The 22,427-nt window shown below is 52.6% G+C and carries 21 protein-coding genes and 1 rRNA gene (1 of these 22 cut by a window edge); 13 read left to right on the top strand and 9 right to left on the bottom strand.

The window, feature by feature from the left end; all coding sequences use genetic code 11:
• Window positions 1–454: ribosomal RNA gene (locus JTI98_RS05145) — 16S ribosomal RNA — on the bottom strand (it extends 1,088 nt beyond the left edge of the window).
• 494 nt (window positions 455–948) lie between these two features.
• On the opposite strand from JTI98_RS05145, the gene JTI98_RS05140 reads away from it, so the two are divergent.
• Complete coding sequence (locus JTI98_RS05140) at window positions 949–1,668, top strand: FadR/GntR family transcriptional regulator (RefSeq protein WP_042998769.1); 720 nt, start codon at window positions 949–951, stop codon at window positions 1,666–1,668.
• Window positions 1,665–3,092: a multidrug transporter subunit MdtD gene (gene mdtD / locus JTI98_RS05135; RefSeq protein WP_216082001.1), complete on the top strand. Its 1,428-nt coding sequence runs from the start codon at window positions 1,665–1,667 to the stop codon at window positions 3,090–3,092. The genes JTI98_RS05140 and mdtD overlap by 4 nt, the downstream gene beginning before the upstream one ends.
• Here mdtD and rbsR read toward each other — a convergent pair.
• From rbsR to kup, 7 genes are all read right to left on the bottom strand, one after another.
• Window positions 3,058–4,056: a ribose operon transcriptional repressor RbsR gene (gene rbsR / locus JTI98_RS05130; RefSeq protein WP_080343289.1), complete on the bottom strand. Its 999-nt coding sequence runs from the start codon at window positions 4,054–4,056 to the stop codon at window positions 3,058–3,060. The genes mdtD and rbsR overlap by 35 nt on opposite strands.
• A 3-nt stretch (window positions 4,057–4,059) precedes the next feature.
• On the bottom strand, window positions 4,060–4,989 hold the full coding sequence (rbsK, locus tag JTI98_RS05125; protein ID WP_044256214.1) for a ribokinase: 930 nt from the start codon (window positions 4,987–4,989) through the stop codon (window positions 4,060–4,062).
• A gap of 107 nt (window positions 4,990–5,096) precedes the next feature.
• The gene (gene rbsB / locus JTI98_RS05120) at window positions 5,097–5,987 is read right to left on the bottom strand and encodes a ribose ABC transporter substrate-binding protein RbsB (protein WP_042998766.1); all 891 of its coding nucleotides are present in this window, start codon (window positions 5,985–5,987) and stop codon (window positions 5,097–5,099) included.
• Window positions 5,988–6,011: 24 nt separating this feature from the next.
• On the bottom strand, window positions 6,012–6,977 hold the full coding sequence (gene rbsC, locus JTI98_RS05115) for a ribose ABC transporter permease (protein ID WP_042998765.1): 966 nt from the start codon (window positions 6,975–6,977) through the stop codon (window positions 6,012–6,014).
• 5 nt (window positions 6,978–6,982) lie between these two features.
• The gene (gene rbsA, locus JTI98_RS05110; RefSeq protein ID WP_044327109.1) at window positions 6,983–8,488 is read right to left on the bottom strand and encodes a ribose ABC transporter ATP-binding protein RbsA; all 1,506 of its coding nucleotides are present in this window, start codon (window positions 8,486–8,488) and stop codon (window positions 6,983–6,985) included.
• A 7-nt stretch (window positions 8,489–8,495) separates the two neighbouring features.
• Window positions 8,496–8,915 (bottom strand): D-ribose pyranase, encoded by a 420-nt coding sequence (rbsD, locus tag JTI98_RS05105; protein ID WP_042998763.1) that lies wholly within the window; start codon window positions 8,913–8,915, stop codon window positions 8,496–8,498.
• Window positions 8,916–9,111: 196 nt separating this feature from the next.
• The gene (gene kup / locus JTI98_RS05100) at window positions 9,112–10,980 is read right to left on the bottom strand and encodes a low affinity potassium transporter Kup (protein WP_042998762.1); all 1,869 of its coding nucleotides are present in this window, start codon (window positions 10,978–10,980) and stop codon (window positions 9,112–9,114) included.
• A gap of 219 nt (window positions 10,981–11,199) precedes the next feature.
• Between kup and ravA the strand changes: the two genes are divergently transcribed.
• Together ravA and viaA are read left to right on the top strand one after the other, a co-directional pair.
• The gene (gene ravA / locus JTI98_RS05095) at window positions 11,200–12,696 is read left to right on the top strand and encodes an ATPase RavA (protein WP_216082000.1); all 1,497 of its coding nucleotides are present in this window, start codon (window positions 11,200–11,202) and stop codon (window positions 12,694–12,696) included.
• Window positions 12,690–14,141 (top strand): ATPase RavA stimulator ViaA, encoded by a 1,452-nt coding sequence (viaA, locus tag JTI98_RS05090; protein WP_216081999.1) that lies wholly within the window; start codon window positions 12,690–12,692, stop codon window positions 14,139–14,141. Before ravA ends, viaA begins: the two co-directional genes overlap by 7 nt.
• 2 nt (window positions 14,142–14,143) lie before the next feature.
• Here viaA and asnA read toward each other — a convergent pair whose 3' ends face one another.
• Window positions 14,144–15,136, bottom strand: a complete 993-nt coding sequence (gene asnA, locus JTI98_RS05085; protein ID WP_044268167.1) for an aspartate--ammonia ligase — start codon at window positions 15,134–15,136, stop codon at window positions 14,144–14,146.
• Window positions 15,137–15,286: 150 nt separating this feature from the next.
• Between asnA and asnC the strand changes: the two genes are divergently transcribed.
• The 9 genes from asnC to atpH all read left to right on the top strand — a co-directional run bounded on the left by asnC (window position 15,287) and on the right by atpH (window position 22,419).
• Window positions 15,287–15,745 carry a transcriptional regulator AsnC gene (gene asnC, locus JTI98_RS05080; RefSeq protein ID WP_042323573.1) on the top strand — a complete coding sequence of 153 codons (459 nt, stop codon included), beginning with the start codon at window positions 15,287–15,289 and terminating at the stop codon, window positions 15,743–15,745.
• A gap of 88 nt (window positions 15,746–15,833) precedes the next feature.
• Window positions 15,834–16,277, top strand: coding sequence for an FMN-binding protein MioC (mioC, locus tag JTI98_RS05075; protein WP_044327106.1), 444 nt, complete (start codon window positions 15,834–15,836; stop codon window positions 16,275–16,277).
• 379 nt (window positions 16,278–16,656) lie between these two features.
• The gene (gene mnmG / locus JTI98_RS05070) at window positions 16,657–18,546 is read left to right on the top strand and encodes a tRNA uridine-5-carboxymethylaminomethyl(34) synthesis enzyme MnmG (RefSeq protein WP_216081998.1); all 1,890 of its coding nucleotides are present in this window, start codon (window positions 16,657–16,659) and stop codon (window positions 18,544–18,546) included.
• Window positions 18,547–18,610: 64 nt separating this feature from the next.
• The gene (rsmG, locus tag JTI98_RS05065; protein ID WP_042998756.1) at window positions 18,611–19,234 is read left to right on the top strand and encodes a 16S rRNA (guanine(527)-N(7))-methyltransferase RsmG; all 624 of its coding nucleotides are present in this window, start codon (window positions 18,611–18,613) and stop codon (window positions 19,232–19,234) included.
• 616 nt (window positions 19,235–19,850) lie between these two features.
• Entirely contained in the window at window positions 19,851–20,231 is a 381-nt protein-coding gene (atpI, locus tag JTI98_RS05060) for a F0F1 ATP synthase subunit I (RefSeq protein ID WP_042323565.1), read from the top strand.
• A gap of 8 nt (window positions 20,232–20,239) precedes the next feature.
• On the top strand, window positions 20,240–21,055 hold the full coding sequence (gene atpB / locus JTI98_RS05055; protein ID WP_042998755.1) for a F0F1 ATP synthase subunit A: 816 nt from the start codon (window positions 20,240–20,242) through the stop codon (window positions 21,053–21,055).
• Between the two features lie 46 nt (window positions 21,056–21,101).
• Window positions 21,102–21,341 carry a F0F1 ATP synthase subunit C gene (gene atpE / locus JTI98_RS05050; protein WP_000429386.1) on the top strand — a complete coding sequence of 80 codons (240 nt, stop codon included), beginning with the start codon at window positions 21,102–21,104 and terminating at the stop codon, window positions 21,339–21,341.
• Between the two features lie 59 nt (window positions 21,342–21,400).
• Window positions 21,401–21,871 (top strand): F0F1 ATP synthase subunit B, encoded by a 471-nt coding sequence (gene atpF / locus JTI98_RS05045; protein WP_003827022.1) that lies wholly within the window; start codon window positions 21,401–21,403, stop codon window positions 21,869–21,871.
• Window positions 21,872–21,885: 14 nt separating this feature from the next.
• Window positions 21,886–22,419 (top strand): F0F1 ATP synthase subunit delta, encoded by a 534-nt coding sequence (gene atpH, locus JTI98_RS05040; RefSeq protein WP_042998754.1) that lies wholly within the window; start codon window positions 21,886–21,888, stop codon window positions 22,417–22,419.
• Window positions 22,420–22,427 lie beyond the last annotated feature (8 nt).

Genomic DNA, 22,427 nt, shown 5'->3' with positions numbered 1-22,427 from the left:
CCTTCCTCCCCGCTGAAAGTACTTTACAACCCGAAGGCCTTCTTCATACACGCGGCATGGCTGCATCAGGCTTGCGCCCATTGTGCAATATTCCCCACTGCTGCCTCCCGTAGGAGTCTGGACCGTGTCTCAGTTCCAGTGTGGCTGGTCATCCTCTCAGACCAGCTAGGGATCGTCGCCTTGGTGAGCCGTTACCTCACCAACAAGCTAATCCCATCTGGGCACATCCGATGGCAAGAGGCCCGAAGGTCCCCCTCTTTGGTCTTGCGACATTATGCGGTATTAGCTACCGTTTCCAGTAGTTATCCCCCTCCATCGGGCAGTTTCCCAGACATTACTCACCCGTCCGCCACTCGTCAGCGAAGCAGCAAGCTGCTTCCTGTTACCGTTCGACTTGCATGTGTTAGGCCTGCCGCCAGCGTTCAATCTGAGCCATGATCAAACTCTTCAATTTAAGTTTGATGCTCCTAGAATTAAACGTCGTAATGAATTACGTGTTCACTCTTTGAGACTTGGTATTCATTTTTTGTCTTGCGACGTTAAGAATCCATGTCACTCTGAGTGCCCACACAGATTGTCTGATAAATTGTTAAAGAGCAGTGCCGCTTCGCTTTTTCTCAGCGGCGCGGGGTGTGCATAATACGCTTTCCCGCTTCAGAGTCAAGCATTTATTTCGCTTTTCTCTGTCGGTGTTCGTCACTGGTTTTCACCGAAGAACCCTGCTGACCCGGCGGCTTGTGTGCCGTTGTTCCGTGTCAGTGGAGGCGCATTATAGGGAGTTATTTCGGGCTGACAAGGGGAAATTTAAAATAATTTTCCGAGTGTTCTTTTTTTCACCAAAACAGGTATTAACGTGCCATAAAATAAGCGTTTTGCTGTTTTTGCAGCCGCAATCACACTTCCTGGTGGCATACTAATGAGTAAGAAAAAGATAAAGGACAAAGAGTCATGCCTTTAAGCGCACAACAGTTGGCTGCACAGAAAAACCTTTCCTATGTCCTGGCAGAGAAGCTGGCGCAGCAGATCCTCAAAGGTGCATATGCCCCTGGTGCCATTCTTCCTGGCGAAATTGAGCTTGGCGAACAGTTTGGTGTGAGTCGGACCGCCGTTCGGGAAGCAGTTAAAACATTAACGGCCAAAGGGATGGTGCTGCCGCGCCCTCGCATTGGCACCCGAGTGATGCCACAGGCAAACTGGAATTTCCTCGATCAGGAATTACTCACCTGGTGGATGACTGAAGAGAATTTTCAGCAGGTTATCGAACACTTTCTGGTGATGCGTATTAGCCTGGAGCCTCAGGCGTGCTCGCTGGCGGCAACAATCGGTACCGCAGAACAAAAAGCGCATCTAAATACATTAATGGAAGAGATGGTGGCGCTGAAAAAGAACTTTAAGCGCGAGCGCTGGATTGAAGTGGACATGGCCTGGCATGAACACATTTATGAAATGAGCGCGAACCCGTTCTTAACCTCATTTGCCTCGTTGTTTCATTCTGTCTACCATACCTATTTTAATTCAATCACCTATAACACCGTTGTGAAGCTGGATTTGCATCAGGCGATTGTCGATGCCATTGCACAAAGCGACGGTGACGGTGCGTTTAAGGCCTGTCAGGCGCTACTGTTCGCCCCAAATGAACGTCCAGAAAATAACCAGGATTGTGCATGACCAACAAAAAAGCACGCAGTATGGCCGGATTGCCGTGGATAGCGGCAATGGCTTTCTTCATGCAGGCACTGGACGCCACTATTCTAAATACCGCTTTACCCGCCATTGCCCAGAGTCTCAATCGCTCCCCGCTGGCAATGCAGTCCGCGATTATCAGCTATACCCTGACGGTAGCCATGCTAATTCCGGTGAGCGGATGGCTGGCCGATCGCTTTGGTACCCGACGCGTATTCATGATCGCTGTGAGTTTGTTCACGCTCGGCTCACTCGCCTGTGCGCTTTCCAGTACGTTACCGGAGTTGGTTATCTTTCGCGTGATTCAGGGGATTGGTGGCGCAATGATGATGCCTGTTGCTCGCCTGGCATTATTAAGAGCTTACCCACGCAGTGAACTGCTGCCGGTGCTGAATTTTGTGACGATGCCTGGACTGGTCGGCCCCATTCTGGGTCCCGTACTGGGAGGCGTTCTCGTCACCTGGGCCAGTTGGCACTGGATTTTCCTGATCAATATTCCGATAGGAATCGCCGGTATTTTATATGCGCGCAAATATATGCCGAACTTCACCACCCCTCGGCGCAAATTTGATATGACTGGCTTCTTTCTTTTCGGCCTGAGTCTGGTGCTCTTTTCCAGCGGGATGGAGTTATTTGGCGAGAAAATTGTCGCCACCTGGATAGCACTGACCATTATTCTGCTGAGTATTGTGTTACTGCTGGCTTATAATCGTCATGCGCGACGCCATCCCACCCCGCTTATTTCGTTGTCACTGTTTAAGACCCGCACTTTCTCCGTCGGCATTTCCGGTAACCTGGCAACCCGTCTGGGAACAGGATGTGTGCCGTTCCTGATGCCATTGATGCTACAGGTAGGATTTGGCTTTCCGGCGCTGATTGCCGGTTGCATGATGGCGCCCACCGCGCTGGGTTCAATACTGGCGAAGTCGATGGTGACGCAGGTACTGCGCCGTCTGGGTTATCGAACCACCCTGGTGGGCATTACGGTCTTTATCGGATTGATGATTGCGCAGTTTTCTCTGCAATCTCCCGCCATGCCCGTCTGGATGTTGATTCTGCCGTTATTCATTCTCGGGATGGCGATGTCGACGCAATTCACCGCAATGAACACCATTACGCTGGCCGATCTGACCGATGATAACGCCAGCAGTGGCAACAGCGTACTGGCCGTTACGCAACAACTGTCCATCAGTTTAGGGGTAGCGATAAGCGCGGCGGTGTTACGCATCTATGAAGGGATGGAAGGAACCAATACGGTCGAACAGTTCCACTACACCTTTATAACGATGGGTGCGATTACGATCGTGTCAGCCCTGATGTTCATGTTGCTGAGAGCCAAAGATGGCCGCAACCTGATCAAAGAGCGACACAAACCTACACGGAACCCCGCGCCATCAAAACAGGAGTAAGTTGCAAACGCTGCTGTTGTAGGGCGGGTTGCGCCATCCGATGAATCAGAACATCGATGGCCAGCTCACCCAGTTCATCTTTCGGCTGATGAATCGTGGTAAGCGGCGGCGTCATGTAACGCGCCAGTTCGATGTCATCGTAGCCAATCACCGCCATGTCCTGCGGAATTCGCAATCCGGCCTGGTACAACGCCTGATAGGCGCCGACGGCCATGGCATCATTGCCGGTAAACACAGCGTGGGGCCGATGTTGATGCGAAAGCAGTTTCTGCATGGCCTCAAACCCACCGCCAAATTCAAAATCACCGGTAATTTCGTAACCGTCCGGGATATTCAGCCCGGCACGCTTCATCGCTGCGCGATACCCTTCCAGACGCAATCGCGCCGGGGTTTTATCCAATGGCCCGGTAATGCAGGCAATACGGGTAAAGCCTTTATCAATCAAATGCTGTGTAGCCAGGTCGCCGCCAAGCAACGAGTTATCCTGAATAAGATCGCTATCCCCATCGCCATCAAAAGGCGACCAGTCCATCATAACAGTAGGGATAGAAGGATAGCGCTGCATGATCTCACGCGATGGCTGGTGTGTTTCGGTACAGAGCAACAGTAAACCATCCACCCGCTTTTGCATCAGGGTTTCCAGATTACGGTTCATGCGCTGCTCATCGCCTTCAGTATTGCATAACACCAGGCTATAGCCGCGTTCAAAACAGCTGCGCTCAACGCCACGCACCAGTTCGGAATAAAAAGGGTTGGTACTCGCTGTAATCAGCATGCCGATGGTGCGCGTCTGATTCAGCTTCAGGCTGCGCGCCAACGCAGAAGGGGCGTAATTTAATGACTTGATCGCCGCATCGACTTTTTCAGTTATCGCTTCACTGACAAAGCGATCCTTATTAATGACATGCGAAACGGTTGAAGTGGAAACGCCCGCCAGGCGGGCAACATCCTTCATGGTAGCCAAGCGTTACCTCTGCTGACCTAAAAACGCCTCAATTTCTTCACGCCACGGCACGGAAGGCTGTGCTCCTTTACGGGTCACCGCAATTGCCGCAGCGGCATGCGCAAAGCGGATTGCGTCAGACAACGGTTTTTCTTCCAGCAGAGCGGTGATCAGCGCGCCGTTGAAGGTATCGCCCGCAGCGATAGTATCGACAGCGTCAACTTTAAATCCAGGTATCCGACTGCCTTCGCCATTCACACTGGCCCAGACACCCCGGCTTCCTAATGTAATCAAGACGGTACGAATGCCTTTTGCATGCAGCGCCTGGGATGCTTTCGCTGCGTCTGCATCAGTTTCGACACGGATCCCCGTCAGCTTTTCCGCTTCGGTTTCGTTGGGGGTGATGATATCCACCAGCGCCAGCAGTTCGTCGGATAACTCACGCGCCGGAGCCGGGTTCAGCGCCACAATCGTATTGTTTTGCTTTGCGATCTTCGCGGCCGTCAACACGCTTTCTATCGGCGACTCCAGTTGCATCAACAATGCAGATGCCTGAGCAATGCGCTCACGCTGCGCCTCAACGAATGCAGGGGAAAGCGCCGCATTAGCGCCAGCATGGATACCAATAACGTTTTCACCGTCGCCGTTCACAAAAATCAGCGCCACGCCGGTGGACTCACCGCTAATGACACTGATCGAATCGACGTCAATGTTGTCACTGACAAGCTGTTTACGGATGTTACTTCCGATATCGTCATCGCCCGTACAGGCAATGAACGCAATATTTGCCCCACTGCGACCCGCAGCCACCGCCTGATTCGCCCCTTTACCGCCAAAAGCCACCTGATAGTGATTTCCGGTGACGGTTTCGCCTGGCGTAGGGAATGTTTCAAGGTTCAGGATATGGTCGGCATTAATGCTGCCTAGAACGACAAGACTGCCTGCGGTTTTCATGTTCGGGGTGTCCATCTGAGATCGCCACCGGTATTACCCGGTGGCGTATGCCACACTTTTCTTTATATCTAGTCCCTCAGGCGACACGCGGTCGCCTGAATCGCCAGTTACTGCTTGATGACCAGCTTCAGGTCAACTGGATATTTGGCCTGAACTTTCTCGCCTTTCAGCACCTTATCCGCTGTCTCAACGCCTTTCGCGCCGATCTGGTCCGGTAACTGTGCGATAGTCGCAGCCAGTTTGCCATCATTTACCGCTTTTTCGCCATCAGGCGTACCGTCAAATCCGACCACCATCACATCAGATTTACCTGCGGTTTGCAGAGCACGCAGCGCACCCAGCGCCATTTCATCGTTCTGTGCAAAAACAGCCTGCACGTCCGGATGCGCAGTCAGTAGGTTCTGCATGACGTTCAGACCCTTAGTGCGGTCGAAATCTGCCGGCTGACTGGCCAGAACGTTAAATTTGTGTGCCGCAACGGCCTGCTGGAAACCTTCACCACGCTCACGCGCCGCGGAAGTCCCGGCAATACCTTGCAGTTCAATGACTTTTGCGCCTTCACCGGCTTTTTTGGCGATGTAATCACCGGCGATTTTCCCGCCCAGCACGTTATCAGATGCGATATGGCTGACGACGTCACCTTTAGTTGCCTGGCGGTCAAGGGTAATCACCGGGATATTCGCCTGGTTCGCCATCTTCACTGCGTTACCCACCGCGTCGGAATCCGTCGGGTTGATCAGCAGAATTTTAGTACCACGTACGGTTAAATCCTGAACGTTCGCCAACTCTTTCGCCGGGTTGTTCTGAGAATCCAGTACCACCAGGTTGTAACCCAGCTTGTCAGCCTCTTTCTGCGCCCCGTCTTTCAGCGAGACAAAGAACGGGTTGTTAAGCGTGGAGACCACCAGCGCAATGGTATCTTTCGCCATTGCGTTCGCGCTCACGGTGGCGCTTAGCGCAACAGCAGAAACCAGGGTAGCCAGTTTTTTCATGTTCATATTTAAGATGTCCTGTAGTCGTTGTTACTGCTTTTTGTTGTCTACCAGTACCGCCAGCAAAATCACCACCGCTTTGACGATCATCTGGTAATAGGAGGAAACACCTAACAAATTCAAACCATTATTGAGGAAACCCAGAATTAATGCGCCGATCAAGGTCCCAACAATACGACCTTTGCCGCCCGCCAGACTGGTCCCACCCAGCACAACGGCTGCGATGGCATCCAGCTCATAGCCCGTACCGGCAGTCGGCTGGGCAGAGGAGAGGCGCGCCACTTCAATGATACCCGCCAGCGATGCCAGCAGCCCACACAGTGAATAGACGATAATCTTGATTTTACTGACGCTAATGCCAGACAGACGCGTTGCCGCTTCGTTACCGCCCAGCGCATAGATATAGCGACCCAGACGAGTGTGGTGCAACATGTACCATGCCGCCAGGAAAACAATACCCATGATCCAGACCGGCGTTGGAACCCCCAACGGACGACCGATACCGAACCAGCCAAACAGATCGGCATTATCGGTAAAGCCCGTATTAACCGGACTCCCGTTGGTGTACACCATCGTCACGCCGCGCAGCAGTAGCATCATGACCAGCGTGGCGATAAACGCCTGCACGCGGCCTTTCGCCACAATCACACCTGTGACTGCGCCAACAGCGGCACCTAATGCCAGGGCAGCGGCAACGGCCACCAGCGCGTTAACTTCAATCCCTACAATTGAAGCCGCCACCGCGCCGGTGAGCGCCAGCAAGGAACCGACAGACAGATCGATACCCGATGTCAGGATCACCAGCGTCATCCCCACCGCCATAATGGCGTTCACGGATGTCTGTTGAAGAATGTTGAACAGGTTATTGACGGTAAAAAAGTTAGGGCTCAACGTCGAGACAATCGCGATCAGCACCAGCAGGGCAATGAGCGACTTCTGCTCCATCAACCACGCTTTGGTGAAATAACGGCGACCAGAAACAGCCTGGGTAGTCATCTTTTTTACTCCTGATTCACGCGATTAAGCTTGCCTACAGCGGCAGCCATCAGAACTTCCTGGGTGGCCTGCTCGCGAGTGAATTCACCGCCGAGATGCCCTTCATGCATGACGATAATGCGATCGCTCATGCCTAATACTTCTGGCATCTCAGAGGAGACCAGAATGATGCTCAGGCCGTCGGCCTTAAACTGGTTAATTAACTGATAAATTTCTTTCTTAGCCCCCACGTCCACGCCGCGGGTAGGCTCATCGAGGATCAGCACCTTCGGACGGGTCATCAGCCCACGGGCAATCGCCACTTTCTGCTGGTTGCCGCCGGACAGCAGACCGATAGCCTGTTCCATCGACGGCGTCTTCACGTTGAACAGGCGGATAAAATCGCTTACCGCCTGTTGCTCATCCTTATGCTTCAGACTGCCGCCGCTGCGACTGAAATAGCGCAGCGCGGTCAGCGACATATTCTCTTTTACCGACATACCGAGCACTAAACCGTCGCGCTTGCGGTCTTCAGAAATATAGACGATACCGTTCGCCAGTCCGTCCTGCGGAGAACGAGTGATCACTTCATGCCCGTCGAGCGTGACATAACCACTGGTGCGTGGCAGCGCGCCATACAGAACCTTCATCAGTTCGGTACGCCCGGCTCCCATCAGGCCCGAGATCCCTAATATTTCACCTTTACGCAGAGTAAAAGAGACATCGTTCACACCGGGTCCGCACAGGTTATCGACCTTCAGACGGATGTCGCCAGGCGCTTTATCCAGGCGCGGATACTGCTCTTCGAGCTTACGTCCCACCATCATCTCTATCAGGGAGTCTTCGGTCAGCGAGGCCACTTCACGTTCGGCAATAAACTGCCCGTCGCGGAAAACGGTCACGTCATCGCAAATCTCGAAGATCTCTTTCATGCGGTGAGAAATATAGACAATACCGCGCCCCTGCGACTTCAGTTCGCGGATCACGCGGAACAGGGATTCGGTTTCGGTATCGGTGAGCGCATCCGTTGGCTCATCCATAATGATGACTTTCGACTCAAAGCTCAGCACTTTGGCGATCTCGACCATCTGCTGGTCGCCAATCGACAATTCACCAACCAGGCGGTCGCTCTTAAAGCGCAGATTGAGTTTAGCTAACAGGAGATCCGCTTCGGCATACATTTTCTTCCAGTCAATTTTGCCAAAGCGGTTAACGAATTCGCGGCCGAGGAAAATATTTTCCGCAATGGTGAGCTGTGGGATCAGGTTAAGTTCCTGATGGATGATGCCGATACCGGCTTCCTGGGACGATTTAGGGCCATTAAAGGTGGTTTCTTTACCCAGCCACAACAGCGAACCCGCATCACGGGTATAGATACCGGTCAGCACTTTCATCATGGTGGATTTGCCGGCACCATTTTCCCCCACCAGCGCCATCACGCGGCCGGGATAAACATTGAGTGCGGCGCCGGATAGCGCTTTCACGCCAGGGAACGCTTTATCGATCCCTTTGAGTTGCAGTAATGCGTCCATGACAGCCTCAGAAAGTGACGCCAGCACAGAGAATGATATTCGCATACGGGGAACACTCCCCGCTGCGAATTACCGCCTGACTGTCTGCGGTTTGTTTTTTAAATTGTTCATGCGTGGTGTAACGAATTTCTATGGTATTTCCCTGGTGTTGTTGCAGTTGCTCGATATGGCTGAGCAACGTTTCGTGGAGCTGCGGATTATGTTGTTTAATTTCCGTCGCGAGAATGGCCGACTCAACCTGCATTTCACGGGTCACCACATCCAGTACCTGCATAAAAGAAGGTACGCCCTGGGTTAATGCCATATCAATACGCGTAGTTCTGTTCGGGATGGGTAAACCTGCGTCACACACCACCAGCGTATCGGTATGCCCCAGACGGGAGATCACCGATGAAATCTCTGAATTGAGTACAGTGCCTTTCTTCATTTTCTTACTCCACTAGCGAAACGTTTCGCTGGTATTGAGTGTAGTCTGAGAAGTGAGCAAATAACCATCATTTCGTAACAGATTTGTGATCACCGTCGAAACGTTTCGCTAAGTGAAATGGAAAGAGAGACAAAGCAGAGCTGGACGGGAAGAAAAATGCCGGGCAAGCGTTGCGCTGCCCGGCTGGATGAGCACGTTAAATCTCGACCTGTGTCCCCAGTTCAATCACGCGGTTAGGCGGGATCTCAAACTGGTCAGGCGCGCGCAGCGCGTTACGCTGGAGAAGCAGATACAGCTTGCCACGCAGACGCAAATACCAGGGGCGTTTGCCGACGATTAACGACTCGTGCGACATAAAGAACGACGTTTCCATCATCCGGCAACTCAACCCTTCCAGACCGCAGCGATGGAAGACTTCTTCAACATTCGGCGTTTCACGCCAGCCGTAACTGGCAACGACGCGCCAGAAGGTTGGCGAAAGCTGTTCAATCTGCACACGACGGACGTTATGCACGTACGGCGCATCTTCAGTCCGCAGCGTCAGCAGGATCACTCGCTCATGCAATACCTTGTTGTGCTTGAGATTGTGCATCAGAGCAAAGGGGATCACATTCAGCGCGCGAGACATATATACCGCAGTTCCCGGCACGCGTACCGGCGGGGATTTCTCCAGCGAGGCAATCATCGCTTCCAGAGAATTACCGTGCTCATGCATACGACGCAGCAGGCGGAAACGTTCACTCTTCCAGGTAGTCATGATAGTGAACATCACCAGACCCAGCGATAACGGTAACCAACCACCAGACAGCAGTTTGTCGAGGTTTGCCGAGAACAATGGAATATCAATACACAGGAACGCGACGAGAATCAGCGCCACGAAGTACTTATTCCAGTGCCAGTTTTTACGCGCCACTGTGGTTGAGAGAATCGAGGTCAGCACCATCGTGCCGGTCACGGCAATCCCGTACGCCGCCGCCAGGTTACTGGAGTGTTCGAAGCTGACAATCACAATGACCACTGCGATATAAAGCATCCAGTTGACGAACGGAATGTAGATCTGCCCGGACTCCATTTCTGACGTATGAATGATACGCATGGGCGACAGATATCCCAGGCGAACCGCCTGACGCGTCAGCGAGAAGACGCCTGAAATCACCGCCTGAGAGGCGATCACCGTCGCCAGCGCCGCAATGATCAGCAGCGGAATCAACGCCCAGTCCGGCGCCAACAAGAAGAACGGGTTTTTAATCGCTTCCGGATGCTTTAACAGCAGCGCGCCCTGACCAAAGTAGTTGAGCACCAGCGAAGGCAGTACCACGGTGAACCACGCCAGACGGATGGGGAACTTACCAAAGTGCCCCATATCGGCATACAGCGCTTCGACACCGGTAATCGACAGAACCACCGCGCCAAGCGCAACAAAGGAGACGGTTTTATATTCCAGAAAGAAATGCACCGCCCACATCGGGTTCAACGCCTGCAGCACTTCGGGGTTGGCAATAATGCTGCGCAGGCCAAGCACGGCCAGAATCAAAAACCAGGCCAGCATGATAGGCGCAAATAACTTCCCCACCATCCCGGTACCGTGCTTCTGAATCATAAACAGCAGCGTCAGGACGATTATCGACAGCGGGACAATCCAGGTATCCAGCTGCGGCGCAACAATCTCCAGACCTTCAATGGCCGACATGACCGAAATGGCCGGGGTGATCACCACCTCACCATAAAAAAAGCTGCCGCCGATTAAGCCCATGATGACCAGCATAGAGGTCGTTCGCGCGGAGGTATTACGACCCGCCAGCGACATCAGGGTCAGGATCCCCCCTTCACCAGCGTTATCAGCACGCATGACGAAAGTCAGATACTTAATCGAAACAACAAAGATGAGTAGCCAGAAAATCAGCGACAAAAAACCAAAAACGGCATCGCGTTCAACGCCAAAACCAAACTGACCGGACAAACATTCACGAAGTGTATAAAGTGGGCTGGTACCAATATCACCGTAGACAACCCCAATGGCTGCGAGGGTAATCGCAGACAATGATTGCTTATTATCAGTGCTCATAGACTAGTCTTTCATATATAAAGAAATGTGTGCGTAGTCCCTTGGCCCACAAAAAGCGCACAGTATGCACGATTCCAAGCAAAATCGTACCCCTAAATGAGACCAGATTAACCTGGCTCAAAGAAAAATAAACAGCCTCCCGAACAAGTTCAGCCTGTGAACCGAAACGTCTATACTCGCTGTTAACGCAGTACATTTATGAAAGGACGCCACTCTATTATGGCTCACCCACATTTATTAGCGGAAAGAATTTCCCGCCTGAGCAGCGCGCTGGAAAAAGGTCTCTATGAGCGCAGTCACGCCATTCGGCTTTGCCTGCTGGCCGCCCTGAGCGGCGAAAGCGTTTTCTTACTTGGCCCTCCAGGGATCGCCAAAAGCCTGATTGCCCGTCGGCTGAAATTTGCCTTCCAGAATGCGCGGGCGTTTGAATATCTGATGACGCGTTTTTCCACGCCGGAAGAGGTTTTTGGCCCACTCTCTATTCAGGCGCTTAAAGATGAAGGTCGTTACGAACGCTTAACCGCCGGTTATCTTCCCGAAGCGGAAATCGTCTTTCTTGATGAAATCTGGAAAGCGGGTCCGGCAATCCTCAATACCCTGCTGACTGCGATTAACGAACGTCACTTTCGCAACGGCGCGCACGAAGAAAAAATCCCTATGCGCCTGCTGGTGGCCGCCTCCAACGAACTACCGGAAGCAGACAGCAGTCTGGAAGCGCTGTACGACCGTATGCTGATCCGTCTGTGGCTGGACAAAGTGCAGGACAAAGCTAACTTTCGCTCCTTGCTGGTAAGCCAACAGGACGAAAGCGAAAACCCGGTTCCCGCCTCACTACAGGTGAGCGATGAAGAGTATTACCGCTGGCAGAAAGACATTGGCGCAATTACGCTGCCCGATCATGTTTTTGAGCTGATTTTTACGCTGCGCCAGCAGTTGGATAATCTGCCGAATGCGCCTTACGTCTCAGACCGTCGCTGGAAAAAAGCGATTCGTCTGTTACAGGCCAGCGCCTTCTTTAGCGGGCGTGACGCCGTTGCCCCTATCGATCTCATTCTGCTAAAGGACTGCCTGTGGTACGACGCCCAGAGCCTGAACCTGATGCAGCAACAGCTCGAAATATTGATGACCGGACACGCCTGGCAACAGCAAACCATGCTGACACGCCTCGGCGGTATCGTCCAACAACGCATTCAGTTGCAGCAACAACAAAGCGATAAAACCGCGTTTACCGTGCTGCGTCAGGGGGGCATGTTCAGCCGTCGTCCGCATTACGATTTGCCCGCGGAGGTCACTGCGACAACTCTGACACTACTTCTGCAAAAACCCTTGAAATTGCATGATATGGAAGTGATCCACATCGCTTTTGATCGCAGCGCGCTGGAGCAATGGCTGGCGAAAGGGGGCGAGATCCGCGGCAAACTCAACGGGATCGGGTTTGCTCAGACGCTGAATATGGTAGTCGATAGCGCCCAGCATCTGGTTGTGCGCGATGTGAGTCTACAGGGCACGCGACTGGCGCTTCCTGGTTCGTCGGAAGAAGCCATGCCCGGCGAAATCAAGCAGCAGTTGGAGGCGCTGGAAAACGACTGGCGCCAGCAGCATACCCGCTTTAGCGAACAGCAAAAGTGCCTGTTTATTCATAGCGACTGGTTAGGTCGTATTGAGGCCAGCCTTCAGGATGTCGGTGAGCAGATCCGTCAGGCGCAACAATGCTGACACTGGATACACTCAATGTCATGTTAGCCGTCAGTGAAGAGGGGATGATCGAAGAGATGATCCTCGCGCTGCTGGCCTCGCCACAGCTGGCGGTCTTTTTTGAAAAATTTCCCCGTCTGAAAGCGGCAATCACGGACGATCTACCGCGCTGGCGCGAAGCGCTTCGTCGGCGGCTTAAAGATGCACGCGTACCGCCTGAGCTGACGGAAGAGGTGATGTGCTACCAGCAGAGCCAGCTTCTCTCTACCGCGCAGTTCATCGTCCAGCTTCCGCAAATATTGACGCTATTACACCGGCTGCACTCGCCGTATGCCGGACAGGCGCAGCAACTGGTGGACAGCAACACGATATTCACCCCCGCTCTGCATACGCTCTTTTTACAGCGTTGGCGCTTAAGTCTGGTGGTGCAGACCACCACGCTTAATCAGCAATTGCTTGAAGAGGAGCGTGAGCAGTTACTGAGTGAAGTTCAGGAACGAATGACCCTGAGCGGGCAACTGGATCCGGTTCTGGCAGAAAACGAAACCGCCGCAGGCCGCCTGTGGGATATGAGCGCCGGTCAGCTCAGACGCGGTGATTATCAACTGATCGTTAAGTACGGTGATTTTCTGCGCGAACAGCCGGAGTTGATGCGACTGGCAGAGCAACTGGGGCGTTCCAGAGAAGCCAAATCCGTTCCGCGAAAAGATGCGCCGATGGAGACCTTTCGCACGCTGGTGCGCGAGCCCGCCACGGTGCCTGAGCAGGTTGATGGTATTCAGCAAAGTGACGATATTCTGCGTCTGTTGCCACCGGAACTGGCCACGCTCGGCATAACAGAACTGGAATATGAGTTCTACCGGCGGCTGGTGGAAAAACAACTGCTCACTTATCGTCTGCACGGTGAAGCCTGGCGCGAGAAGGTCACTGAACGACCGGTGATTCATCAGGATTTCGATGAACAGCCGCGCGGGCCGTTCATTGTGTGCGTTGACACCTCCGGCTCAATGGGGGGCTTTAATGAACAGTGCGCAAAGGCCTTTTGCCTGGCCCTGATGCGCATTGCCCTTGCCGATAACCGTCGTTGCTTCATCATGCTGTTTTCCACCGAAGTGGTGCGCTATGAGCTTTCCGGCCCACAAGGCATTGAGCAGGCTATCCGCTTTCTGAGCCAACGCTTTCGCGGCGGTACGGATATCGCCAGCTGTTTTCGCGCCATTATTGAACGCATGCAGGGACGAGAGTGGTTTGATGCCGATGCGGTGGTGATTTCAGATTTTATCGCCCAGCGGTTGCCTGACGAAGTGGTGAGTAAAGTCGGAGAGCTGCAGCGGGCTCATCAACATCGCTTTCACGCGGTGGCGATGTCAGCACATGGCAAACCCGGCATCATGCGCATTTTCGATCATATCTGGCGCTTTGATACCGGGATGCGAAGCCGCCTGCTCAGACGCTGGCGGCGATAAGATTACAGCAGCGAAGCAACGCTTTCACGGACCTGTGCAGGCCATACGCCGCACTGAACCTGACCAATGTGCGGCAGTTGCAGCAGCAGCATGGTTAAGCGCGACTGACCAATGCCGCCGCCGATAGTCTGCGGCATTTCACCGCGCAGCAGCGCCTGGTGCCATTCCAGACTCAGACGATCTTCATCACCGGTAAGCTTAAGCTGATGTTTCAGCGCGTCGGCATCGACACGGATGCCCATGGAAGAGAGTTCAAACGCATCTTCCAGCACCGGGTTCCAGACCAGAATATCGCCGTTCAGACCGGCATACCCCAACTCGGATGCGGAACTCCAGTCATCATAGTCCGGCGCACGAACGTCATGGCGGTGGCCATCGCTGAGCTTACCGCCGATCCCCACCAGGAAGACCGCACCTAACTCTTTGGCGATCGCACGTTCACGACCTTTTGCATCAAGACCCGGATAACGGCTCAGTAATTCCTGGCTGTGAACAAAGTGGATCTGCTCTGGCAGGAACGGTGCCAGACCAAATTCTTTGCTTACCGCTGCTTCGGTCGCTTTAATTCCCGCCCAGATAGCCTCTACCGTGCTTTTCAGAGTGGAGAACTGACGCTCACCGTCGCCCATCACGCGTTCCCAGTCCCACTGATCGACATACACTGAGTGGAGCGGGGAGAGACGATCTTCATCCGGGCGCAGGGCTTTCATGTGCGTGTAGAGCCCTTCGCCAGCGCTGAAGTCGTGTTGTCCCAGTGTTTGACGCTTCCACTTCGCCAGCGAATGAACCACTTCGAACTGGGCATCTGGCAGCGCTTTCACTTTCACCTGCACCGCTTTTTCACAGCCCGACAAGTTATCCTGCGTGCCATCCCCTACACGGCTGAGGATCGGTGCCTGGACTTCAATCAGACCCAGACGCTCCTCCAGTTGACGAGAGAAGTGAGATTTCACGAAGCTAATTTGGCGTTGTTTGGCAATGTAAGCGGTTTTCATTTTTTTACTCCTGCGTCCTGTTGCCTATGATTAAGCAACAAAATGGGGGCAATATTCAATAATCAACAAACAAAAAGCCGTATTCAATTTTGATTCATTAAAATTAACCGCTAAAATAGAGTGAATCATTAATACACATAAGAAAAAGCGATGGAAAATTATCAGATCGACAATCTGGACCGCGGCATTCTTGATGCCTTAATGGAAAATGCCCGTACCGCCTACGCCGAACTGGCAAAACAGTTTGGCGTCAGTCCGGGGACCATTCACGTGCGTGTGGAGAAAATGAAACAGGCGGGGATCATCACCGGTGCGCGCATTGACGTCAGCCCGAAGCAACTCGGTTATGACGTCGGCTGCTTTATCGGCATCATTCTCAAAAGCGCCAAAGACTATCCTTCGGCGTTGGCCAGACTGGAAAGCCTGGATGAAGTCACTGAGGCGTACTACACCACCGGCCACTACAGCATCTTTATTAAGGTCATGTGCCGGTCGATCGATGCCCTCCAGCATGTACTTATCAACAAGATCCAAACAATTGATGAAATTCAGTCCACCGAGACGTTGATCGTCCTGCAAAACCCGATTATGCGTACCATCAAGCCGTGATCGCCTTTTTTAATCCCACATTTTTCCACAGGTAGATCCCAGCTCACTCACAGCGTACAATAGCCCTTCTTTAACAGGATGGGCTTGTATGGCTGACATAACTCTTATTAGCGGCAGCACCCTCGGCGGCGCTGAATATGTTGCAGAACACCTGGCTGAAAAGCTGGAAGATGCCGGTTTTTCTACTGAAACCCTGCACGGCCCGCTGTTAGAGGATCTTTCTACCTCCGGGATCTGGCTGGTCATCAGCTCCACGCACGGTGCGGGAGACATTCCGGATAACCTTGTTCCTTTATATGAAGATCTTCAATCGCAAAAACCAAATCTGTCGCAGGTTCGTTTCGGCGCGATCGGTATCGGCAGTCGCGAATATGACACCTTCTGTGGCGCTATCGAGAAGATCGAAGCTGAACTGAAGCATTCCGGAGCCAGACAGATCGGCGAAACGCTGAAGATCAACATCCTTGAACACGATATTCCGGAAGATCCGGCTGAAGCCTGGCTGGGATCCTGGATTAATTTACTCAAATAAGTGTAAAGATCGTGCGATCGAGTGTGGATAACTCTGTCAGGAACCTTGGATCAACCAGTAGTTATCCAAAGAATAACCGTTGTTCAGTTTTTGAGTTGTGTATAACCCTTCATTCTGATCCCAGCTTATACGGACCAGGATCACCGATCATTCACAGCTAATGATCCTTACCAAGGTATTGATCTTAATACCGGGATCCGGCTTATCCACAGCCAATGGCGATCCTAATAAGAGATCACAATAGAACAGATCTCTAAATAAAAAGATCTTCTTTTTAATAGCCAGGATCCCGGGGTCTTTCTCAAGCCGACAAAGTTGAGTAGAATCCACCGCCCGGGCTTCAATCCATTTTCACACCGCGTTATGCGAGGCAATCACCATGTTTTATCCGGATCCTTTTGACGTCATCATCATTGGCGGGGGTCATGCAGGCACTGAGGCCGCGATGGCCGCAGCGCGTATGGGTCAACAAACCCTGCTTTTGACACACAATATCGACACGCTGGGGCAGATGAGCTGCAACCCGGCGATTGGCGGTATTGGGAAGGGACACCTGGTAAAAGAAGTGGATGCGCTCGGCGGGCTGATGGCACAAGCAATCGACCATGCAGGTATCCAGTTTAGGATACTAAACGCGAGCAAAGGACCGGCGGTTCGCGCTACCCGTGCTCAGGCGGATCGTGTGCTGTACCGTCAGGCGGTGCGTACCGCGCTGGAGAACCAACCCAACCTGATGATCTTCCAGCAGGCGGTTGAAGATCTGATTGTTGAAAACGATCGTGTCGTTGGCGCAGTGACCCAGATGGGGCTGAAATTCCGCGCCAAAGCGGTAGTGTTGACCGTTGGAACTTTCCTTGACGGCAAAATTCATATTGGTCTGGATAATTACAGCGGTGGCCGTGCTGGCGATCCGCCGTCCATTCCGCTCTCTCGCCGTCTGCGCGAACTGCCGCTGCGCGTAAGCCGTCTTAAAACCGGCACTCCGCCGCGTATCGATGCACGCACGATTAATTTCAGCGTGCTGGCGCAGCAGCATGGCGACAACCCAATGCCGGTCTTCTCGTTCATGGGCAATGCTGCCCAGCACCCACAACAGGTGCCGTGCTATATCACGCATACCAACGAGAAAACCCATGACGTGATCCGTAATAACCTCGATCGTAGCCCGATGTATGCAGGCGTGATCGAAGGGATCGGGCCACGTTACTGCCCGTCGATCGAAGATAAAGTGATGCGCTTTGCCGATCGTAACCAGCACCAGATCTTCCTGGAGCCGGAAGGGCTTACCTCAAATGAAATTTACCCGAACGGGATCTCCACCAGCCTGCCTTTCGACGTGCAGATGCAGATTGTCCGCTCAATGGAAGGGATGGAGAACGCGAAAATCGTCCGTCCGGGTTATGCCATTGAGTATGACTTTTTCGACCCGCGCGACCTGAAACCGACGCTGGAAAGCAAATTTATCCAGGGCCTGTTCTTCGCCGGACAAATTAACGGTACCACCGGCTACGAAGAGGCTGCTGCCCAGGGCCTGCTTGCAGGGCTCAATGCCGCGCGTCTGTCCGCAGACAAAGAGGGGTGGGCACCGGCACGTTCTCAGGCCTATCTCGGCGTACTGGTCGACGACCTGTGCACGCTGGGCACCAAAGAACCGTACCGCATGTTTACCTCGCGTGCCGAATACCGTCTGATGCTGCGCGAAGACAACGCCGATCTGCGTCTGACCGAAATGGGGCGTGAACTGGGGCTGGTGGATGACGTGCGTTGGGCTCGCTTCAACGAGAAGCTGGAGAACATCGAACGCGAACGCCAGCGCCTGAAATCTACCTGGGTGACGCCTGCGGCGGAATCGGCCAACGAAGTGAATGCTCACCTTACTGCGCCGCTGTCTCGTGAAGCCAGTGGTGAAGATCTGCTGCGTCGTCCGGAAATGACCTATGCACAGCTCACGACCCTGACGCCGTTTGCCCCCGCACTGGAAGACGCGCAGGCTGCTGAGCAGGTTGAAATCCAGGTGAAGTACGAAGGTTATATCGCTCGTCAGCAGGATGAGATTGAAAAACAGCTGCGCAATGAAAACACGCTGCTGCCTGCCACGCTGGATTACCGCCAGGTATCTGGCCTGTCGAACGAAGTGATTGCCAAGCTAAACGATCACAAGCCGGTTTCGATCGGCCAGGCATCGCGCATCTCTGGCGTCACGCCTGCCGCTATCTCCATTCTGCTGGTGTGGCTGAAAAAACAGGGTATGCTGCGCCGCAGCGCTTAATGTGTTGAACGTTGCCCGGTGGCGCATTGCTTACCGGGCAAATTAGTTAAAACAGGTAATCACCGTGCTCAACAAACTCTCACGCCTGCTGGCAGACGCCGGCATTTCGCTTACTGATCACCAGAAAAATCAGCTGATTGCGTATGTTGAAATGCTGCACAAATGGAACAAAGCGTACAACCTGACCTCTGTGCGGGATCCCAACGAGATGCTGGTTCGTCACATTCTCGACAGTATTATCGTGGCACCGCATTTGCAGGGTGAGCGTTTTATTGATGTCGGAACTGGACCGGGGTTGCCGGGCATTCCGTTGTCCATTGTGCGTCCGCAAGCGCATTTCACCCTGCTCGACAGTCTGGGTAAACGCGTGCGTTTCCTGCGTCAGGTCCAGCATGAGCTGAAGCTGGCTAACATCACGCCAGTGCAAAGTCGCGTGGAAGAATTTCCCGCAGAGCCACCGTTTGATGGCGTGATCAGCCGGGCGTTCGCTTCACTCAATGACATGGTGAGCTGGTGTCACCACCTTCCGGGCGAGAAGGGCTGTTTTTATGCGCTGAAAGGCCAGCTACCGGAAGACGAAATAGCGTCGCTTCCTCCTGCGTTTTGTGTTGAATCGGTAGTTAAACTGCAGGTTCCGCATCTGGAAGGTGAGCGCCATCTGGTGGTGATTAAGCCAAACAAAATTTAATATTTATCAAAAAAAATAGAGAAAAATCGGTCTTTTTATTGTTAAAACACTGAGACATTTTTGCCGATATAAGTCGTCACACTTAACGCCACATTTACTGTCTATTATCAACAGGGCAACGTGGCTTTTTTGGCTAAAGACAAAATTAGTCAACACTGAAAATATCAGGCTGCTAAAAATCCAGGCGTAGAATCACTCTCGAGTGTTGAATTTTTATTAAAAATGTCAATGGTTGGTTTTTGAGATGTAATCGGTCGTTTTTAAAAGAGTGAGTGATTTTAGGCTTAAATATCAGAAAGTTGAAAAGGCATCATTTGCCAAGTAAATAAATACCGTCGGGGCGAATATGCTCAATATGTGATCTGAAGCACGCTTTAACACCAGTGTTTACGCGCTATTTGCAGTTTTGCATGATCGTTCACAGTTTGGCTAAAAGTCATAAATGTGGGCCAGGGAAAAATATTTAAACATTTATTCACCTTTTAGCTACTTATTGTTTGAAATCACGAGGGCGCACCGTATAATTTGACCGCTTTTTGATGCTTGACTCTAAGCCTCAAAGAACGTTTTATACGACACGCGGCATACCTCGAAGGGAGCAGGAGTTAAAAACGTGATGTCTGTGTCGCTCTTGAGTCGAAACGTTGCTCGTAAGCTTCTGTTCATTCAGTTTCTGGCGGTAGTAGCAAGTGGATTGCTGTTCAGCCTCAAAGACCTCTTCTGGGGCACTTCCGCAATATGCGGAGGTATGGCAGTCTTTCTGCCTAACGTGTTGTTTATGATATTTGCCTGGCGTCACCAGGCGCATACACCTGCTAAAGGCCGAGTGGCCTGGACGTTCGCCTTCGGCGAAGCCTTTAAGGTGTTAGCGATGCTGATTTTGCTGGTGGTGGCGCTGGCGGTTTTCAAGGCGGTATTTTTGCCGCTGATCGTTACGTGGGTTTTGGTGCTGGTGGTTCAGATACTGGCGCCGGCTGTAATTAACAACAAAGGGTAAAAGGCATCATGGCTTCAGAAAATATGACGCCGCAGGATTACATAGGACACCATCTGAACAACCTTCAGTTGGACCTGCGTACATTCTCGCTGGTGGATCCGCATAACCCCCCAGCCACCTTCTGGACGCTCAATATTGACTCCATGTTTTTCTCGGTGGTGCTGGGTCTGTTGTTCCTGGCTTTGTTCCGCAGCGTGGCCAAAAAGGCGACCAGCGGCGTACCAGGCAAGTTTCAGACCGCGATTGAGCTGATAATCGGCTTTGTGCATGGTAGCGTGAAAGACATGTACCATGGCAAAAGCAAGCTGATTGCACCACTGGCCCTGACGATCTTCGTCTGGGTATTCCTGATGAACCTGATGGACTTACTGCCAATCGACTTGCTGCCGTACATCGGCGAGCATATCTTCGGTCTGCCTGCACTGCGCGTGGTTCCGTCTGCTGACGTGAACGTTACCCTGTCTATGGCGCTCGGCGTATTTATCCTCATTCTGTTCTACAGCATCAAAATGAAAGGCATCGGTGGCTTCGCGAAAGAGTTGACGCTGCAGCCGTTCAATCACTGGGCGTTCATCCCTGTCAACTTAATCCTTGAAGGGGTAAGTCTGCTGTCTAAACCGGTTTCTCTCGGTCTGCGACTGTTCGGCAACATGTATGCCGGTGAGCTGATTTTCATTCTGATTGCTGGTCTGTTGCCGTGGTGGTCACAGTGGATCCTGAATGTGCCGTGGGCCATTTTCCACATCCTGATTATTACGCTGCAAGCCTTCATCTTCATGGTTCTGACGATCGTCTATCTGTCGATGGCGTCTGAAGAGCATTAATTTACCAACACTACTACGTTTTAACTGAAACAAACTGGAGACTGTCATGGAAAACCTGAATATGGATCTGCTGTACATGGCTGCCGCTGTGATGATGGGTCTGGCGGCAATCGGTGCTGCGATCGGTATCGGCATCCTCGGGGGTAAATTCCTGGAAGGCGCAGCGCGTCAACCTGATCTGATTCCTCTGCTGCGTACTCAGTTCTTTATCGTTATGGGTCTGGTGGATGCTATCCCGATGATCGCTGTAGGTCTGGGTCTGTACGTGATGTTCGCTGTCGCGTAGTAAGCGTTGCTTGAATTAAGAGCAATATCAGAACGTTAACTAGATAGAGGCATTGTGCTGTGAATCTTAACGCAACAATCCTCGGCCAGGCCATCGCGTTTGTCCTGTTTGTTCTGTTCTGCATGAAGTATGTATGGCCGCCGTTAATGGCTGCCATCGAGAAGCGTCAAAAAGAAATTGCTGACGGTCTTGCTTCTGCTGAACGCGCACACAAGGATCTTGACCTTGCAAAGGCCAGCGCGACCGACCAGCTGAAAAAAGCGAAGGCGGAAGCTCAGGTAATCATCGAGCAGGCGAACAAACGTCGCGCTCAGATCCTGGACGAAGCCAAAACGGAAGCAGAACAGGAACGTACTAAAATCGTGGCCCAGGCGCAGGCGGAAATTGATGCCGAGCGTAAACGTGCCCGTGAAGAGCTGCGTAAGCAAGTTGCTATCCTGGCTGTTGCTGGCGCCGAGAAGATCATCGAACGTTCCGTGGATGAAGCTGCTAACAGCGACATCGTGGATAAACTTGTCGCTGAACTGTAAGGAGGGAGGGGCTGATGTCTGAATTTGTTACGGTAGCTCGCCCCTACGCCAAAGCAGCTTTTGACTTTGCCGTCGAACACCAAAGTGTAGAGCGCTGGCAGGACATGCTGGCGTTTGCCGCCGAGGTGACTAAGAACGAACAAATGGCAGAGCTTCTCTCTGGCGCACTGGCGCCGGAAACGCTCGCCGGGTCGTTTATCGCAGTTTGCGGTGAGCAACTGGACGAAAACGGTCAGAACCTGATTAAGGTGATGGCTGAGAATAACCGTCTGAACGCGCTCCCGGATGTTCTTGAGCAGTTTATTCACCTGCGTGCCGCGAGTGAGTCTATCTCTGAGGTAGAAGTCACTTCCGCGAACGAACTGAGTGAAGAACAGCTTGCGAAGATTAGCGCTGCGATGGAAAAACGTCTGTCACGCAAAGTTAAGCTGAATTGCAAAATCGATAAGTCTGTAATGGCGGGCGTAATCATCCGTGCGGGTGATATGGTCATTGATGGCAGCGTACGCGGCCGTCTTGAACGTCTTGCAGACGTCTTGCAGTCTTAAGGGGACTG

The organism is Citrobacter sp. MGH 55 (assembly GCF_016906145.1).
In the GTDB taxonomy this organism is placed as follows: Bacteria; Pseudomonadota; Gammaproteobacteria; order Enterobacterales; family Enterobacteriaceae; genus Citrobacter_A; species Citrobacter_A amalonaticus.
The sequence above is the reverse complement of the archived record's forward strand: the minus strand, read 5'-3'. Positions and strand labels throughout refer to the sequence as shown.

Bases quoted from the DNA above. Each gene is read 5' to 3' on its own strand.
- JTI98_RS05140 (WP_042998769.1), top strand. From the start codon at position 949: ATGCCTTTAAGCGCACAACAGTTGGCTGCACAGAAAAACCTTTCCTAT.
- mdtD (WP_216082001.1), top strand. From the start codon at position 1,665: ATGACCAACAAAAAAGCACGCAGTATGGCCGGATTGCCGTGGATAGCG.
- rbsK (WP_044256214.1), bottom strand. From the start codon at position 4,989: ATGAAAACCGCAGGCAGTCTTGTCGTTCTAGGCAGCATTAATGCCGAC.
- rbsB (WP_042998766.1), bottom strand. From the start codon at position 5,987: ATGAACATGAAAAAACTGGCTACCCTGGTTTCTGCTGTTGCGCTAAGC.
- rbsC (WP_042998765.1), bottom strand. From the start codon at position 6,977: ATGACTACCCAGGCTGTTTCTGGTCGCCGTTATTTCACCAAAGCGTGG.
- rbsA (WP_044327109.1), bottom strand. From the start codon at position 8,488: ATGGACGCATTACTGCAACTCAAAGGGATCGATAAAGCGTTCCCTGGC.
- rbsD (WP_042998763.1), bottom strand. From the start codon at position 8,915: ATGAAGAAAGGCACTGTACTCAATTCAGAGATTTCATCGGTGATCTCC.
- kup (WP_042998762.1), bottom strand. From the start codon at position 10,980: ATGAGCACTGATAATAAGCAATCATTGTCTGCGATTACCCTCGCAGCC.
- ravA (WP_216082000.1), top strand. From the start codon at position 11,200: ATGGCTCACCCACATTTATTAGCGGAAAGAATTTCCCGCCTGAGCAGC.
- viaA (WP_216081999.1), top strand. From the start codon at position 12,690: ATGCTGACACTGGATACACTCAATGTCATGTTAGCCGTCAGTGAAGAG.
- asnA (WP_044268167.1), bottom strand. From the start codon at position 15,136: ATGAAAACCGCTTACATTGCCAAACAACGCCAAATTAGCTTCGTGAAA.
- asnC (WP_042323573.1), top strand. From the start codon at position 15,287: ATGGAAAATTATCAGATCGACAATCTGGACCGCGGCATTCTTGATGCC.
- mioC (WP_044327106.1), top strand. From the start codon at position 15,834: ATGGCTGACATAACTCTTATTAGCGGCAGCACCCTCGGCGGCGCTGAA.
- mnmG (WP_216081998.1), top strand. From the start codon at position 16,657: ATGTTTTATCCGGATCCTTTTGACGTCATCATCATTGGCGGGGGTCAT.
- atpI (WP_042323565.1), top strand. From the start codon at position 19,851: ATGTCTGTGTCGCTCTTGAGTCGAAACGTTGCTCGTAAGCTTCTGTTC.
- atpB (WP_042998755.1), top strand. From the start codon at position 20,240: ATGGCTTCAGAAAATATGACGCCGCAGGATTACATAGGACACCATCTG.
- atpE (WP_000429386.1), top strand. From the start codon at position 21,102: ATGGAAAACCTGAATATGGATCTGCTGTACATGGCTGCCGCTGTGATG.
- atpH (WP_042998754.1), top strand. From the start codon at position 21,886: ATGTCTGAATTTGTTACGGTAGCTCGCCCCTACGCCAAAGCAGCTTTT.